The organism is Candidatus Arsenophonus nilaparvatae, assembly GCF_045346035.1.
Lineage (GTDB): Bacteria > Pseudomonadota > Gammaproteobacteria > Enterobacterales > Enterobacteriaceae > Arsenophonus > Arsenophonus nilaparvatae.
This window is the reverse complement of sequence record NZ_CP158507.1, coordinates 2080949-2097403: the sequence shown is the minus strand read 5'-3', so window position 1 is coordinate 2097403 and position 16455 is coordinate 2080949. Positions and strand designations below refer to the sequence as shown.

The following is a 16455-nucleotide window of genomic DNA, read 5'->3' as shown; positions in this document are numbered from 1 at the left end:
ATGGCAAGCGATTATAAATTGCTATGGTTAAATGGTCCGATGCAAGGGCGAGAATTATTTCTGCCTAAAGGCGATCTGACCATGGGTATCGATGGTGACATTATTGCACCATTATCGGGTCATTCCTCTTTGTCACTGACGGTACAGCCACAAGGTATTACGCTGAATCAGCCGATGACGGTATTAGTTGAAGGAGGGATGCATACTGGCCCCATGACATTTCCGCTAAACCAAGCCATTGTGCTAGCAGGTATCGGTTTTATGGTTGGACGGGCAGATGAATCATTACAATGGCGCCCGTTACCTGAAGCCAAACTGGCCGGTAAAACTAAATGGAGTTTATTACTGTGGGGCGGATTTTCACTCTTTATCTTGCTGGCTAGTTTATTTGTACTGTTATTACCACCATCATCAGCCACTCTGTTTGATCCTCAGATTTGGTTAAAACAGCAGCTGTTGGCACCTGAATTGGTAGAGATACAGTCACAATGGGATAGTAATGGTGGGTTAACGTTGAGTGGTTATTGTAAAAATTTTATCGCTTTGGCACGCCTAGAAAGCGAATTGAAATTTCATGGTATTCGTTTTCGTGACAAAACCGTATGTATTGATCAACTTGTAGCAAATGTGCAGTCAGTTCTGGTCGCTAATGGTTATTTGCATGCAAAAGTAACAACTGGTAAAGAAGCAGGCGATATTCTTATTTCAGGTGCCATCCAGTCGGGCAAGCAATGGGATAATGTTACCCAACAGCTGGGACAATTAAATGGCTTACGTCATTGGCAGGTAAACAATGCGATTGGTGGTTTTAGTCAGCAATTAATCGATACATTACGGAGTAAAGGGTTATTAAGTGGATTGATGGTTGAATCTCGCCAAGACGGCATCATCATCACTGGTTTGAACGACCCAAATAAAGAACAAAAAATATATCAGCTAGCTGCTTCACTTTCCGCTGCAACGGGGCAGCATATGGATGTAAGAATTGAAAATATACCTGTTCGCGAAAATTTAAGTGATTATCTACCTGGCCAAGTTGTCAGTTATGGAGGTAATAGCAAAGCACCTTTTGTTGAGTTAAGTAACGGTATACGACTTAAATATAATAGCCAGTTGGATAATGGTTACGTTGTTAGTTACATCGATTTTACTGGATTAGATTTAAATCGTGATGGTAATTCTGTGCATATTCCATTTTCTTTTTAGGGGGTCATATGACATGTATCACAAAATTGGAAGAGAATTTAAAGCAACAATCAGAATATCAGGCAATTTATTTACAGCAATTAAATGACTGCCAAAAAAGTCTAACCCAAAATGATGCGAAATCTTCGTTGGCATTATTGGAGGCGGTAGAAGCAGCAAAACAGGTTATTAATATTTTAGCGCAACGATATAAAAAGCAAAATTAAATAAATATTTATTTTTCTATTTTTTATAAATTTATTTTTATTATAAGAATTTTTTAACCAGAGGAAATAATTATGTTTAATGACATTCAAGCATTAATATCGGATTTAGATTTTCGCCGTTCATTGTTATTTGAGCAAATGAAAGAGTTTGAATCTTTGCAACAAGAAATTAAACAATTAACTGAAGAATCTAGCCATAATACAACCGCACAAAATAAATTAAAGAAATTAGCACAAGCATTTCCAGAGGGTATTGATAAATGCCAAAAGGATATTCTTGCTAAGATTAATTCTCTTGAAAAAAATTTTAAAGTTATAGAGAAAACTTTTAAATCAATTAATCATGAGCCTGATGAAGGAAATAATACATCGTTAGACTCAAACACCGCAGTAAATACAAAAAAGAAAACTTTTAAATCTTATATTTAGTTATGAGGGCTAAATTATGTCTACTCAAATCTTAAACACATCAGGTAATTATTCTGTTAATTCTGGATCTTTAAATGGCATTAAAGATACCTCCGCAATATATGGTGATTCAGTCTTATCTGGTGGTATTGCGGTTCTGTATATATTTATGAGTTTGTTATCTGATGTTGCCAATCAAAAATATGCGCAAATGCAGCATAAATCAGATGTATCACGTAGCGCCCAGGATATGGCTAATCAGGTTGATGAAATCATTGCTGAGGTATCTAAAAAAGGTGATAAAGCGACCGGTGAGCTTCCTCAAGCTGTTATCGACTATATGCGTAAAAACGGTATTACCGTTGATGGTATGTCAATCGATGATTATATAAAAAAACATGGTGACAAATTAGATCAAGGTCAACTACAGGCAGTTAAGGCAGCGTTGGAAACAGTATCAAACCGTGCTTCTGATTTTGTTTCTCAATCTCAGTTGCAACTGCAAAAAGTGATGCAAAGTTATAATGTGACGGTCAGTTTAATTAATAGTATGCAAACGATGTTGGCAGAAATGAATAAATCGATTGCCCAAAATATCCGTTAATAGATAGTGCTAACCGTTAACAAATAACGTTAACAAATTAAAAAGTGGGAGGTCGCTATGATCCATTTAACCAGCGGCATTAGAGAGGCTTTGTCTGTTAATAAGGGACAAGTGAATAACAGTAATCCCAACAGTGGAGATTATGTTATATCCGGCGGGATCGCGGTTCTCTATTTATTTATGAATTTACTTTCTGACATGGCGCAATTGAAATATAACCAGATGCAAATTAAGTCACAAATGGCACGTGATGCGCAAGATATGGCTAATCGAGTCGATGAAATCATCGCCAAAATTGCCAAAGAAGGCGATAAAGCACTGGAAAAATTGCCGCCTGACGTTATCGACTATATGAGAAATCATGGTGTCACTGTCGATGGCATGTCGATTGATGATTTCCTGCAACAAAACGATCCTACCGCGGCTCTATTGGCCAAATTACGTGAAAAAATCGCTGAATCAGGTGCAGATGGCATGCAGTCAGCCAGTTGGCAGGATGTTGTTCGCTATATGGATGAACATGGTATTAAAGTTGATGGACAACGTTGTAGTGATTATATCTGGGGATTGCCGGAAGTAGGTTCCCGTTCCTATCAAAAGATCAGTCGTGAACATATGCAGCATATTGCTGATGTATTGGCGGCGGCCGGTGGTTTAGATCAAGGGAAGCTAGGCTCGGTTAAAGCGGCGCTGGAAACAGTATCGAACCGTGCTTCCGATTTTGTTTCTCAATCTCAACTGCAATTGCAAAAAGTGATGCAAGGCTACAATGTGACAGTCAGTTTAATCAATAGTATGCAAACTATGTTGGCAGAAATGAATAAATCGATTGCCCAAAATATTCGTTAGGGAGGCAGCAATGGATAATAAAGATTTTGCCACTTTACTTGATTTTGTTCAGCAAGGTGGAGCGTTGAGTTGTCTGGCAAATGTTGATCAAAAGGATCTTGATTTACTTTACCGCTACGCGATGCAACTGATGACTTATGGCGATTATCAGGGTGCCAAGCGAATTTTTTTCTTACTGATGCGACTCAATCAAGGCAATTTTGAATACGTTTATGCTTTAGCAACTTGTTGCCAACAACTGCATGAACATGAAGAGGCTATTTTTTGTTTTGGTCGTGCCGGTATGAATCGTTTGCAAGATCCCCGTAGTCCGTACTTTGCTGGCGTCAGTTACCTGGCACTTGGCAATCGTCAATATGCAGAAAAGTCTTTTCGTGCTGCGCTAAGGGTATGCCGTTGTTTGCCGGCTGAGCAATGGCCAGAAGTCAGAAAAAATGCCAACCAACAGTTAGCTTATTTAATGGGAGAAATGTGCTGTGAATAATATGAGTGTTACTTCATCCATTAATACACCGGATATCCAAAATCCTCATGTTCATAATAGCCATCCGGTTGAAAAAGCCAGTTTACCCGAATGGTCTATGCCAACCTATGTTTCGTTGAATGTGGATCGTGATGAAAAAAATGGCGTTGTTAGTCATCAACAAGTGCAACAGGCTTTTGCCCGTATATTGCATGCTTTACAAGCTGATGATGGTGCCACATTAGATCAAATCGAAAAGGCATCCATTAACGATATGATTTTACTGGCCGCCAACCTGAGTTTAAAAATATTTGGTGATACGGCGAATTCGGCAGCGAAAGCTAGCCAATTGATGACCGATACCCAAGCATTTTTACGTGATAAACGGGTAAAAGAGTTTCAAGAGCAACTGGCCAAACAAATTGAGCAATCGGAAAAAGCGCAAAGAGGCGGTATTTTTGCTGCTATTTTTGATTGGATTGTTGGTGCGGTAGAGGCTGTTTATGGTGCACTCAAACTGGTTGAAGGTGCGGCTCGGCTCGCGGTTGGTGATGTGGTTGGTGGTTCATTAGAAATTGCCAGTGGCGCATCTTATTTAACGGCTGGCATTGCAGGAATGGTCAAAGCTGCAGCAGAAACGGCAATATTGCTAGGTGCAGATAAAGACAAATGCCAGCAAGTTGCCGATATAGCCGGTAAAGTTCAGTTGGGTGCTGAAGTTGTTGCGATGGCGTTAGATATTTTCCAGGCTGGGCGTGCGATATCGGCGACCAGAGCGATAGCCAAAACAACGGGCGAAGCTATGAAAGAAGCGGCGCCAAAATTAGCTGAAGCCGTGGTTAAAAGTTCATCACAAGAAATATCAACTATTGCTAAGCAAGTTGGTCAGCAGGTCTCTGAACAGATCGCTGAGCAGATTGGCAAACAATTAGTTGGAGGTGTGGAGAAAGGTTTAGAAAAAGTGGCTGAACGTGGCGGACAGATTGCTAAATCATTAAGTAAGGCTTTCAGTCAAGAAGCGATCCAAACACTGGTAACTCAATCTGTTGAGAAGATAGCTACCCAAGCAGTAGAAAAAGGGGTGCAAATCACAGCAGAAGAACTTACTAAGCAAGTCACTAAGTTAATCCGTAATGAGGTGATCAAACAAGCCATTAAAGCCTGTACTTTTGTTTCTCTCGATTTGGTCTATGTTAGGGCCAGTGCCGGTAAAACGGTAACTAGCGGTATTATTGGCCTAGAAAAAGCCAAGCTACAAAAACAGATCGAAGCATTGATCTTGCAACAAAATTTTATGGAATTTTGTTTTGATTGGTACGACAAAGCGAAAGAGCAGCAAGGTAAAACGATCAAAGATCTATTAGATAAACAGAGTGATACCTTAGCAGGGGTAAGTAAGACGATTAGTGAAACGGGTATGTTGCAAGCGCGCATTGCTAGTGCCACGGTTTAGTGCAATAAATATTTTTACTGTAGTTGTTTCAATTAGTTATTAATAACCGTAAGTTGTAATTAAACAGCTGGATTTTGATAATTGTAAGGCATTGATAGTGTTATTTTTGTTCAGATTTAGACATTATTAACCTGAAATTAATGATGAAAAGTAAAATTCAGCGGCTAATTGATAGTTGATCATAAAATGATAATCGATATTGAGGTTGTTCTATTATCGCTAATAACGAAATTTGATGATCAACAAAACAACGACATAAAAGCATCCTAAAACAGCACGGTGTAAAACGCGCCAAGAAATGGCTAGTTACTTATTATTCAGATAATTTTAGTAGGAGGCAGTTATGAATGATATTCAATCAATGTCCGCTAATTCAGTTTCAATCGATAAGTATGATGATGTTGGTAACAGTGGGCTCTATGGTGGTAGTAGTATGGATGCCATTGCTCAGATCAATGAATTGATTATTAAGTTAGCTGAAGTATTAAAAAAACTGCGCAATATTTTGCAGGAATTTAACCAAAAGCAACAAGAGTTAGGCTGGAATATACAAACTTCATCACTCGATAAAAAACGCCAAGGAATAGAAGATGCCTATGATGCGGCCAAATTAACCGGTGCGTTTCAAATTGTCTCTGGTGCGGTTGGCGTACTAAGTGGTGCTTTTGCCAAACAATTTGGTGAAATCGCCACTCATTTGGGACAAGCGACCAGTAAAGGTCTGGAAGGAAGTGGCCAGCTGGGTTCTGCTGAAATGACTAAAAAGGCAGAATTGGAAAAAGTTGAAGGTGATTTCCAAGCGATGAATGCGCAGAATTACGCAAAAAACATTAAGGACTCATGGGATAAAGCCTGTCAACTATCCGAACAAATGCGCTCTATCGTCAAAGATTTAGTTGACTTATATACGCGTATTAGCTCAGCAGTAGTAAATAAATAAATCTAAATAATAAATAGCATATTAATAAATTTAGGGAAATGCACCGCTCAAGATACGTTATTGAGCGGTTTTAATTAAGTGAGGCTTTGACCCAAGATGACAATGACAAATATTAATCAGGAGGTTACGTTAGAGCAATTAATAGCCATTATTGAACAGGCATTGACACAACCGCAAACACAACAACAAACACCACAAAATATCTCCAGTGAGGTATTAAATGCGACTTACCAACAAGCTGTAGATGCATATCAACAGCTGTTATTGTCGCCAGCATTAACTGCTTTTACTTATTTGGTAATGTACCAGCCTTGCGAACGAAAATATCTTATCGGCTTGGCTTCAACATTACACGCTTTAGAACAATATCGGTATGCATTAGTGTTTTATGGATATGCCAGTTTACTCGATGCTAGAGATGCAGGAGTAACCTTTCGTATCGCTCAATGCTATCTGGCAATAGAGCAAACTAGCGAAGCTATTGATGCGTTACAGACATCAATTGAGCAGAGTTTTATTGCACCAATACAACCTGATATACGTAGACTTGCACAGACATTATTAGATGAAGTTATACAGTGAACTTCATGACTAATAAGAGGGTATTTTATGCCATATGAAAACACTATCGATCCTGGCAGAGCAACATTAGCTTACCTAGATCTTGCTCAATCACCAATAAAACCATCGACCACGGCACGACAATTTAATATTGACCAGGTACCACTAACAGCCGCCAATAATGTGACAGAATGGTTAGATCTGGCGACGCCAAATGGAGATACAAAGGTAAGCAAGCCACTGGATCTTAAACCAGAAATTGAACAGCAAATTAATCAGTCTAAACAATATTATGATGAAGCTAAGCAACAAGGTGTTGAAATCGCTAAACGTTCTTTTTTTAAAGAGCTATTAAATGTAGGGATCGCAAGTGTTGGTTTAGGGCTTTCGATAGCAGCTACTTTATTTACTGCCGGAGCGACAATGCCATTACTTATTGGTTCAAGTATTACATTTGGTTTGGCGGTTGCTGATGCTGGGTGTGCTTATGCTAATTGGCATAGCCAAGCTAAGGGTGGTGAAGGATTAAAGTTAGGATCTGATACCATAGCCAATGCTGTTTATCGGCTACTTAATAAAGCAGGCATGTCAAGCGATAGCGCTGAAAATTGGTCTAAGTATACCTCTGCTTTTTTACGTTCTGGCCTGGTTGTGGGTACATTATGTTCGGGCGGTGCGGTTACGACAGCAACATTAGGTGCGTTGAGTAGCACTTTCTCAGCGACTAAATTGGTGAGTAACAGTGTCGATGCATTTACCTCAAGGTCGGCATCTGTGGCTTTGGACAATGCGGTTGAGAAAAAAAATCGGATACAGGAACAACAAATGCAGCAGCAGCAAAGGATCAGCAAATTAAGGGAAATGCAAAATGGGCTTACCCAACAGCACAGCGAGCAACAATATCAATTAGATTTGGCCAATTTAGAACAAAAAAATCGTCAATTGCAGTTTGAACTTGAATTGGAAAAAATGAAGGTTCAATCTTGTAAAATTAAATATGCATAAATGTTATCATTATTTAAAGAGTAATAGCTAAAAATTACTATATTATTTGGTAATATTTAGATTTCATATTGCTCATTAAGTCGATAATATGTTGACAATAAAAATTAACCGGTTCTGTTGTAGTCGGTTAATTTTTTAAAAAAATATCCTTGTTTTTTAGTTTAACAAATATATTAATCTTTTCTATCTATCTTTAAATATCAATTTATTTCTTGTCATCTAACGATAAATCTAATTAGTTATATCGAATTTAACTATTATATTCCATTTGGTTATATTTATTTATTCGTATTTATCCTAATTAAATTTAATGCTAATCATAACTTGCTTATTTTTTATTGATATTTCAGGTGAATACCGGATATAGAAATTGAATATTAACCACCAAACTATGTTATATGCAGTAAAGCAATAATATAGAAATAAGTCATTAAATAACAATAAAACACTAACAGAAATATTAATAATGGATAGAGTTGCATAGGTTTTTTAGTTTTAAAAAAGATTTGAATACTGATGCATCGTTAAGTGTTTTGATCAAGTGAAATGGCATTGTTTATCTCGTTTGGTAATAAGTATTTACATCCATTTTTATTGATAGTTGAAAAATAAGATGGATAAGGTCTGGCAAACAATGCTTAATTTGACGTTAGGGTAAAATTATGGATTTCAATGCTATCATCAACCAATTATCGCAACTATCTGCTAATGCTGCTGGTGATATTAAAAGTAAAATTGCCAACGCTGATCCTAGTAATCCGGATCAGATGCTACAGATGCAGTTTGCGGTACAGCAATATTCCAATTTTATCGGTTACGAAAGCGCTTTGATCAAAGTGGTTAAAGACATGATACAAGGGATTATTGCCAAAATATGAAAAAAGAAGATAACCAATTATTGGTAGAAATTGCGCTTGCTGCTGCCAATCATGGATTAATAAAACAGGCTTATGCCATTTTAGCTGTGTTTCCACAATTGATTGCTGACGAAGAGGCGCGTGCGCTATGTAGCGGTTTAGTCTACTTTGCGTTAGGTGAAAATAGTGCCGCGCTGCGTTCATTAATGGGCATGAAGGGTAATCAAGCTGAAGGATTACGATGTTTATTTTCCTTGCCTGCTGACATGATCGATCATGCGCAAATTTATGCTTTATTAGCGGGAGATGAAAATGGACATTAAAGCGGTAGCCCCCATCAATATGATGAAGGCCCAGGCGGCAGAAGCAGTTAATCCTGATAGCCAATTAGTTGAAAAATTCAATCAATTAATGCAACACGGTCAAGGACAAACGGCTGCATTAGGGTCAGTTCTTCCATCAACTGTCGAGCCGATGGCTCAAGCGTTGTCACCTACCCAAGCCGTGCAAGGACAAGCAATGATAGTGAAAGCCGTTCTTGAAGTGGACATGGCAGCTAAAACGGCAGGAAGTCTTGCTCAATCGATCAATAAATTAGTGGCCATGCAATGAAATACTTAAAGTATTTATGTTTATTATTGGTGTTATTTCTGACCGGCTGTAAGGTCGAGTTATACCGCAATTTGCCGCAAGATGAAGCTAATCAGATGGTGGCATTATTGATGTTAAATCACATTGATGTTAATTCTGAAATCGATAGCAAAACTGGCAAAGTAACATTGCAAATCGAAAAAGATAAGTTCATCGATGCGGTGGAAATACTCAGGCAGAATGGTTACCCCAAAACGCAATATGTTGGTATTGAGGATCTTTTTCCTGCAGGTCAATTAGTTTCTTCTCCTGCTCAAGAAGAAGCAAAAATGCGTTATCTTAAAGAACAACAATTAGAACGTACGCTATCAAGCATGGACGGTGTTATTAGTGCACGCGTGTCTATTGCTCAGTCGAACAATAGTGAGGGTAATATTGATAATAGCACGCCAGAAAAGTCGGTAGCGGTTTACATTAAATATTCGCCAGAAGTCAATATGAGTGGTGTTGAAGCGCAAATTCGCAATTTAATTAAGAATGCGATATCAGGTTTGCAATCCGACAAAATTAGTTTGTTTTTGCAACCAGCTGAATTCCGCTATCAACCACAGAAAATTCAAACTGAGCCGCAATGGCAATATTTACAGAATTATATTGTCGCTAATAAAACGTTAATCTTATTGACTATTACCGGAATATTTATTGTCGTATTTGCCGCATTGATATTTGGACGCCGTAAGGATAAATCTTAATGACTGAATTGGCAGTGAGATTTAATTATTTATTATCCCATCCAGGCGAGATCATGCACACTAAATCGTGGCAATCGCTTGGACTTAATGAATGGCAGTCTCGCTACCCAATTAGTAATGAATTAAAACGACGCTTAGATAAATTGATACTTAATCGATTAGGATTTCAACCTACTTTATATCGTCAAGTACCGGAAAATATGCAGACCTGGCTTTTGTTATTAACGAAAAAGCCATTTTTATTCACCGTCGTTGGATTAGTTTCTAATCCCTATCCTGACTATTTGTGGGATAGTGCTTATAGATCACGTTTAGCGACCTTATTAAGCCAGGAACAAATTAAGCAATTAATCGCTTTATGGCCGCCAGAGCGCCACCCGGTTGCGGTGCCTTGGCTAGTTGAGGAATTTCTTGAGCAGGCACATCTTTATGCCTTAAATGTTTTCTCACATTATTGGCAGGAACAAGATTTTGCGCGGCTTTTGGCCTGGTATTTTGCACCATTAGAGCAGCAAATGGTCTGTTCGCAGCAACAGATTGAACAGGCTGTTCGCTGGTTATTTCGTTTGGAGCGTTTCTTATGAATGGATTTTTAGTGTTAGTTAAAGAGTTTGAGCTCTTAAAGCAAACATTGGAAATCACACCTGATGAAATTCAGCAAGGTTTAGCTGAATGTAGACGGGAACAGAAAGCCAAGCAACGTATTAAGCAATATGTAGATAAAGTGCGGCATGAGTGTGACGCGCTTCTGCAGGAAGCTCAACAAATTGTTGCTAAAGCAGAGATGAACGCTAAGGAGCAGGAAAAAGCGTGGCGAGCACAATTGCGGCAAGAAATAGTTGCAGAAAGTCTTAATTGGCTGGTTGAACAGGCGGAGTTAGAAAAACAATTAGTTGTCGTTTTACAGGAACGGATCTGCCAACAAGTAAAATTAGTCATCAAAGCCTGGAGTAAAAAACAAAATATTAGTGAAAATCTGATTAGCCAGATTACTGAACAGATTGGTGAAGCAACCACTAAACAAAGTTTGGTATTGAGTGTTTCACCGGAACAGGCAGATGGGTTGGGTAAAATATTTGCAGAACAGATGCAAATTAGGCTCCGTTCTGATTTTGCACCATGGCAAGCAGAACTGAGTTCAAGTTGTATGACATTACGCTTTGATTTATATGAACACCTTGAAAGGCTACTAGAAACCTGTGTTCCTACAATGGAAAAAACGCACTTGAGAGGAACTTGTGATGCGAATTGATCAATCTGATTATCTCGATTTTCAATCTCTACAAGATAGCAAGCAGTCAGCCAGTTTTTTACCAGCAGAGAGTACCGCAATGCAAGCCAGTATTGCATTAGCAGAAGTACGTGCTGAAGCGCTGGAAGAGACGCTAGAGGGTTTGAGCTTAGGGCTAAGCCAGGTAATGAAAAAAATTGCCGATTCAAATAAAAAGCAAAGTGCATTATTTAATGGTGTAGAAAAACTTTTACAGCAATTAGATGAAAAGCAACGAGGCTTTATTGAGCAGATTGCTAAACAACTGCTCTCCTTTAAAGATGGCGAAAAAATTTTACAGCAAATTCCTCAGCTTGGTTTAGATAAGGGACAGCTTATTTTTTTGTTAGCGACATTACAGGGTATGACGAGTTTAGCCTTATCTGAACGTTCGAAAATCAAAAAGTTTTTAATGTCATTGTTAGCCGAAGAAGATATTGAGTTAGCGTTAATTGCCGCTAGCCAAGGTATGACTATAGATACTTCACGTTTGCAAGCTTATCGTCAACTCTATCAACATGCTGCGCGTGGAGAAAAAGGGCTAAGTCATTGGTTTAAATTATTACAAGAACATAAAGATCGACGGCGGACTATTCAATTATTAATACGTGCATTATCAGAGCCCCTGGTAAGTCATGAACAGTTAGATATGACTAAGTTGGTAACCACGATTGACGATTTACGTCGCTTATGGCTGTTCTTAGCTTTTACTGAGCACTGTGCTTACTTATCGCGCACACTCAATTTAGCAAACGATACCGTTGCAGAAATCAGTATTGAATTATTGGAGCAAGGTTGGATCTATCCTGAAGCATTAGCGCAGTTGATAATAAAATTGCCATTAACAACGTTGCAATGTTTAATTTTTTTACGTAAATGGCGCGAAATTATGGTGGTCATGAGTGAAGCTTGTTATCGCGATCCAGAGCAAAAAGAGCATATCCTGGAAGTCATGTTGCAGCTGCTTGAACAGTGGAATGATGAGTATGCTGTTTAAAGGAGAGGAGAAATGCGTAAAGAAGATAGTGTACTGGCCCGTTTTGGCCAACTATTAGGCCTACCCTTGGTATGGGATGGGAGTGATCAGTGCACTTTATTACTCGATAATCAATTGATGATATCCATCCATGCCAAAGTAACTTATTGGCAGTTGTATGGTTTTTTGGGACAGATTGATGCGCAAAAAGCACATTTACTATTCATTAATTGTATGCACCACAATATGCAACTGGTTGAAAATAATGATGGTGCAGTGGGATATGATTCAGTGCAGCAAACTTTATTATATGCAGTGAATTGGCCGGTTCCCACCAGTGGTGAAGAGCTCTTAGTCTGGTTTGAGCGTGCGACAATTTGCTATGAAGCGCTTTACCGTGAGTTTAGTCAATGCCCGGAGCTAACAATATAGGTTGTTATATGACGATTGAATTGGATAGATTTTCAAAAAATTCGTGGACAGGCCCTTGCTTCATCTCGGCTCAACAAGATCAAGGTTGTTCAAGTTTGGTGCATTCTCAAATGAGTTTTAATGACCATGTGTTAAGTACATTAGCTAAACTACCTTTTTTGAAAAATGAAAATGCGATTCGGACCTATGTTGCACGCCTTAATATCACAGCTCAACAGAAATTAACCGTGTTCTTACGCTCGTTAGCGGAAAGGTATGGTTTGGCTACTGCTGAACAAACATTACCTAGACTTGATTTATCACCAAAGACACCACTGACTGCCCATAAAATAGAATTTATTCCTCAATCTATATTGTTAGCGATGAGCCAAGCGCATCCAATGTCTGATAGTCAAGCTGAAGGTATAAACAATAAAGTCTTTTTACTGAACCAGTGTAGCAATGCGATAAAACGACTAGTCAATCAAGGTGGGCCAAGTCATTTACCTATTCCGACTGCAATACCTAGATTTGGTAATTGGTTTTATTTCGAAGATAAAAATATTCAAAAAGTGCAGCAAGCCATTGCTGGTTATCATAAGTTAGTTGAAAAAAATGAATATCAAAGTGCCTCTTCACGTTTGTTAGCTTTAACTGATCTACGTCACCAGCCTGATGAATTTTCTGATCTTTATAGCAAATTAAAAAGTTATCTTGATTCTTATCGGCAAGCGCTAGATGACATTGAACAATGTTGTCTGACGGTTCCTTCTTCTCAACAAGCTCATTTGACTTCATTATTGCAGCAGGTTTTAGCGCAGAAAAAGCACATTGCCACAGTTGCTGTACAGTTGGCAAAGTTACCTGAATTTTGGCAGCAGACGGTCATAGAGCGGCAGATCATTAATACCCGCTTTGAGAATTTGCCTGGGGAACTTAGAAATTTAGCCTCAGAATCGGTATTATTACTCAGCCATCAGTTAATTGAGATGTTTGATCAGGCGCCTTCAATAGACAAATGGCAAGAACAATTAACTGAATTTTGGGCGAAGGCAGAATTACCATTACCTTCATCATCTGAACTAACAACGTTAGTGGCCATTTTGGCGATTGAACGGCCTCAGTTAGCGGGTCAAATTGCGATCCCTTTTAAACAAGAACAGGATAAAATTCAGTTTGGTGTTTATCAACATTTAATTCAGGTGTTAAAACTAAGTCAGGATCAGGTAAAAAATAGCAAAATGGATCTTGAGCAACGCATGGGAATTGATGACAAACAGAAAAATGTTCGTAGCCAAGCAGCGCTTTTGACCAACTGGTTAAATAGAGCCGGAGAAGAGATCTATTTACATGAACAGTATCTGGTAGCGATGTTGATTGGCATTAGTGGTGAGCGTTGGATCCTACAAGATAAAACACTTATTGCTGATGGAGCGGTGGACCTCGATGATTTAGAGATAGAGCCGGGATGTGAAACTGATATTCAGCGACTAGCAAATGAAGAAAAATGGGGTGCTTTGGCCAGAAAAGTGCTCATTGCACAAGATAAAGTCTATAGATTTGAAGAATTGTATGATAGCGAAAGTGGCCAACCTGCCATAAATTTCCATTGTGATGTGAAACAACGTGTATTGCCATCTCGATTAATGGCATCGCCTGAGCGATATTTGCCTTTTTTAACTGAGAAAATGGCGACATTAACTGATTATCATGCTGCATTACAATCTTTGACTGAAAAATTAAATGTAGACAAAGTACGCAGCCGCTTTGAAGAAGAATTAAAACAAATTAGCGAGCAAATACAGCATTTACGCTTATTACAGGAAGCGGCAACGGTTTGGCAAAGTGTTAAACAGCAATATCAGCAACAAGACCAATACGTTGCTCAGTTGCAAAAATTGCATGATATAACCATTCAGCAAGTAAGGGAGCTTAATAAACAAGGTTATCTGGCTTTTTTACCTCAGTTACGGCAACTTGATTTAGCTATCTATGATCTTAGTCTACAAGAACAAAGGCTGACTGAAGAACTGTCGATGCGGGCATCATATTTAGACGATCGCTTTGACGATAAGAGCTGGCAGAAGAATAAGGAATTACAAGCTGACTCGGAGGTTAGAGAGTATCTATCGAAAGCGAGTGAATTACAAGAAATTGAACAAGGAATTGTCGCGCTAGATGAAGAGTATCAGGCTGCTTTGCTGTTGCTGGTTCGTTTTGATAGACAGGCAAATAAAATGGGCGGATATCCAGAGCAGGGTGATTACTATAATGTGCAAGCATGGCAGCATTGGGTGGTGCAAAATATTACCGGAGATTGGGGAGGATGGTTAGGCGAATTTAGACCTGATTTGCGAACCTTGATTTTACAGCACCAACTAGCAAAAAATGGCATGCATACATTGACAGAGGCTTATCAAGCGCTATTGCAAGTACTTAATCCCTCTCGACTTGCCGGCGCACTTGATACAGATAAGTATCAGGGGATTTCAGCGGCATTTAGTGGTTTTCATCGTTGGGTAATGGCACATCCGATGGAATCACAAACACTAGCCAAGGATATTACCCATGCTTATCAAATTATTAGCGCTAATAGTGGTTGGTTCGGAGCCGATCTAGCGGCTGCTGTTAGTTCTGTTTGGCAAAGTGCGACGGTAGAAAATCAAGTTAAAGATATTCTTCTGGGTACCCGAGAGCTACTCCCCTTACAGCCATCATATTCAATGACGCCTGAAGTGATCGCGCTATTACATTTTACCCATTTATTACCTTATCTTGCCGGTAGCATCAAAGGTGGTGTCCAAAGTGGTTTAGTCAGTTCACTGGCACCGTTTTTTGCTACCGGTTGGGTAACCAGTATGATAGGCGGCTTTGTTCAAACTTGGGCGGAACAGAAAATAGCCTCAACAATATCAGCGCATCGTAATACTGAAGTGATGGTTAACGCATTGATGCTCGGCATTCGTGAACAGGGTAGTTTTCAAGATCGAGCTACTTCGGCAGTCAGTTATATGATGAAACGCCAGTTACTGCAAGATATTGGTAACTTGGCTCGTGATTGTTTTGAAACTAATAAAGTCGGAACTTTTCGCCGTTGGTGGCAGGATACCACTAATTTTTGGCGGCAAATGAATGTTAAAGCAAAATTGTTTAGTATCGCTGCAATTGCCGTTACAGCAGCTATTTCTGCTACCGTTGCAGCTGCTATGGTGTTATTCACGCTAGGAACAGGCGGAGTAGGGTTAGCAGTTTTAGGCTTAGGTGCATTGTTAGCTGCTACAGTAGGTGGTTACTTTGGCTATAGTGGGTTAAGTTTACTAAAAAATAGCAACTTCCTAGGTTTTCGTCAGGCATATGAATTTGCGCAAGATAATATGGCTGAACAGCGTATCCAAGAAGCGTTACAGCGATTTGTCGACAAGCAATATCAGGGTAAAACTGTTGCTAAACATTTAGATATTCAGTTAGTCGATATTGAAAAATATATTTCACTTAAGCAGGTAGCAGAGCAGGAGCAGGCGCAGGCGCAATTTTTTGTGCGCCAACTGGAAAACTGGGGGAACGAAACACAGCAGCAATTGGCCCGCAATCAGCAAAAAGCGCGAGCTGAATTACTGGCCACGGTTGCACAACAATTAGACGGTTGGCAAGAGCTAGACGGTCAGGAATTGACAAACTGTTTGGCTGAAATTGATGAGGCACTGGTCCGATCTAAACTTGTTGTCGACTGATTTTATCAGCCGCATATAAAGGTCATATAACTGCTTGAAGTCATTATAGATTAACGTAGTTTAGAATAACTTATTGATTTAATTAAACTAGTTTTGCTGTATTGATCATTGTATTGTGGCTGTAAATATTTTTTTGTTAATTTTAACCTTGTTGGCGAAAAATTCATTTTAC

19 protein-coding genes are annotated in these 16455 nt (G+C 39.0%); all 19 read left to right on the top strand.

What is annotated here, in order from left to right; translation table 11 throughout:
- The 19 genes from sctD to WH390_RS09860 all read left to right on the top strand — a co-directional run bounded on the left by sctD (position 1) and on the right by WH390_RS09860 (position 16283).
- A complete protein-coding gene (gene sctD / locus WH390_RS09950; protein ID WP_032114483.1) occupies positions 1-1206 on the top strand; it encodes a type III secretion system inner membrane ring subunit SctD in 1206 nt (401 codons plus the stop codon).
- Between the two features lie 8 nt (positions 1207-1214).
- A complete protein-coding gene (locus tag WH390_RS09945) occupies positions 1215-1412 on the top strand; it encodes a hypothetical protein (RefSeq protein ID WP_032114484.1) in 198 nt (65 codons plus the stop codon).
- 72 nt (positions 1413-1484) lie between these two features.
- Complete coding sequence (locus WH390_RS09940) at positions 1485-1841, top strand: hypothetical protein (RefSeq protein ID WP_052044788.1); 357 nt, start codon at positions 1485-1487, stop codon at positions 1839-1841.
- Between the two features lie 16 nt (positions 1842-1857).
- On the top strand, positions 1858-2424 hold the full coding sequence (locus tag WH390_RS09935) for a secretion protein EspA (protein ID WP_032114485.1): 567 nt from the start codon (positions 1858-1860) through the stop codon (positions 2422-2424).
- A gap of 57 nt (positions 2425-2481) precedes the next feature.
- Positions 2482-3273 (top strand): secretion protein EspA, encoded by a 792-nt coding sequence (locus WH390_RS09930; protein WP_032114486.1) that lies wholly within the window; start codon positions 2482-2484, stop codon positions 3271-3273.
- A gap of 10 nt (positions 3274-3283) precedes the next feature.
- Entirely contained in the window at positions 3284-3757 is a 474-nt protein-coding gene (locus WH390_RS09925; protein WP_032114487.1) for a SycD/LcrH family type III secretion system chaperone, read from the top strand.
- 1 nt (position 3758) lies between these two features.
- Positions 3759-5189 carry a type III secretion system translocon subunit SctE gene (gene sctE, locus WH390_RS09920; protein ID WP_032114596.1) on the top strand — a complete coding sequence of 477 codons (1431 nt, stop codon included), beginning with the start codon at positions 3759-3761 and terminating at the stop codon, positions 5187-5189.
- 343 nt (positions 5190-5532) lie between these two features.
- A complete protein-coding gene (locus tag WH390_RS09915; RefSeq protein WP_032114488.1) occupies positions 5533-6129 on the top strand; it encodes a pathogenicity island effector protein in 597 nt (198 codons plus the stop codon).
- A gap of 96 nt (positions 6130-6225) precedes the next feature.
- The gene (locus WH390_RS09910; RefSeq protein ID WP_148305521.1) at positions 6226-6711 is read left to right on the top strand and encodes a type III secretion protein; all 486 of its coding nucleotides are present in this window, start codon (positions 6226-6228) and stop codon (positions 6709-6711) included.
- Positions 6712-6738: 27 nt separating this feature from the next.
- Positions 6739-7695, top strand: coding sequence for a hypothetical protein (locus WH390_RS09905; RefSeq protein ID WP_052044789.1), 957 nt, complete (start codon positions 6739-6741; stop codon positions 7693-7695).
- 662 nt (positions 7696-8357) lie between these two features.
- Positions 8358-8573, top strand: a complete 216-nt coding sequence (gene sctF, locus WH390_RS09900; protein WP_032114489.1) for a type III secretion system needle filament subunit SctF — start codon at positions 8358-8360, stop codon at positions 8571-8573.
- Entirely contained in the window at positions 8570-8875 is a 306-nt protein-coding gene (locus WH390_RS09895) for an EscG/YscG/SsaH family type III secretion system needle protein co-chaperone (protein WP_032114490.1), read from the top strand. Before sctF ends, WH390_RS09895 begins: the two co-directional genes overlap by 4 nt.
- The gene (gene sctI, locus WH390_RS09890) at positions 8865-9164 is read left to right on the top strand and encodes a type III secretion system inner rod subunit SctI (RefSeq protein ID WP_032114491.1); all 300 of its coding nucleotides are present in this window, start codon (positions 8865-8867) and stop codon (positions 9162-9164) included. Before WH390_RS09895 ends, sctI begins: the two co-directional genes overlap by 11 nt.
- The gene (gene sctJ / locus WH390_RS09885; RefSeq protein WP_032114492.1) at positions 9161-9895 is read left to right on the top strand and encodes a type III secretion system inner membrane ring lipoprotein SctJ; all 735 of its coding nucleotides are present in this window, start codon (positions 9161-9163) and stop codon (positions 9893-9895) included. Before sctI ends, sctJ begins: the two co-directional genes overlap by 4 nt.
- Positions 9895-10479: a type III secretion system domain-containing protein gene (locus WH390_RS09880; protein ID WP_052044790.1), complete on the top strand. Its 585-nt coding sequence runs from the start codon at positions 9895-9897 to the stop codon at positions 10477-10479. The genes sctJ and WH390_RS09880 overlap by 1 nt, the downstream gene beginning before the upstream one ends.
- The gene (locus tag WH390_RS09875; RefSeq protein ID WP_032114493.1) at positions 10476-11147 is read left to right on the top strand and encodes a hypothetical protein; all 672 of its coding nucleotides are present in this window, start codon (positions 10476-10478) and stop codon (positions 11145-11147) included. The genes WH390_RS09880 and WH390_RS09875 overlap by 4 nt, the downstream gene beginning before the upstream one ends.
- On the top strand, positions 11137-12162 hold the full coding sequence (locus WH390_RS09870; RefSeq protein ID WP_052044791.1) for an HrpJ domain-containing protein: 1026 nt from the start codon (positions 11137-11139) through the stop codon (positions 12160-12162). Before WH390_RS09875 ends, WH390_RS09870 begins: the two co-directional genes overlap by 11 nt.
- 12 nt (positions 12163-12174) lie before the next feature.
- Complete coding sequence (locus tag WH390_RS09865) at positions 12175-12573, top strand: CesT family type III secretion system chaperone (protein WP_032114495.1); 399 nt, start codon at positions 12175-12177, stop codon at positions 12571-12573.
- A gap of 8 nt (positions 12574-12581) precedes the next feature.
- Positions 12582-16283, top strand: a complete 3702-nt coding sequence (locus WH390_RS09860; protein WP_032114496.1) for a type III secretion system effector BopA family protein — start codon at positions 12582-12584, stop codon at positions 16281-16283.
- The last annotated feature ends 172 nt before the right edge of the window (positions 16284-16455 follow it).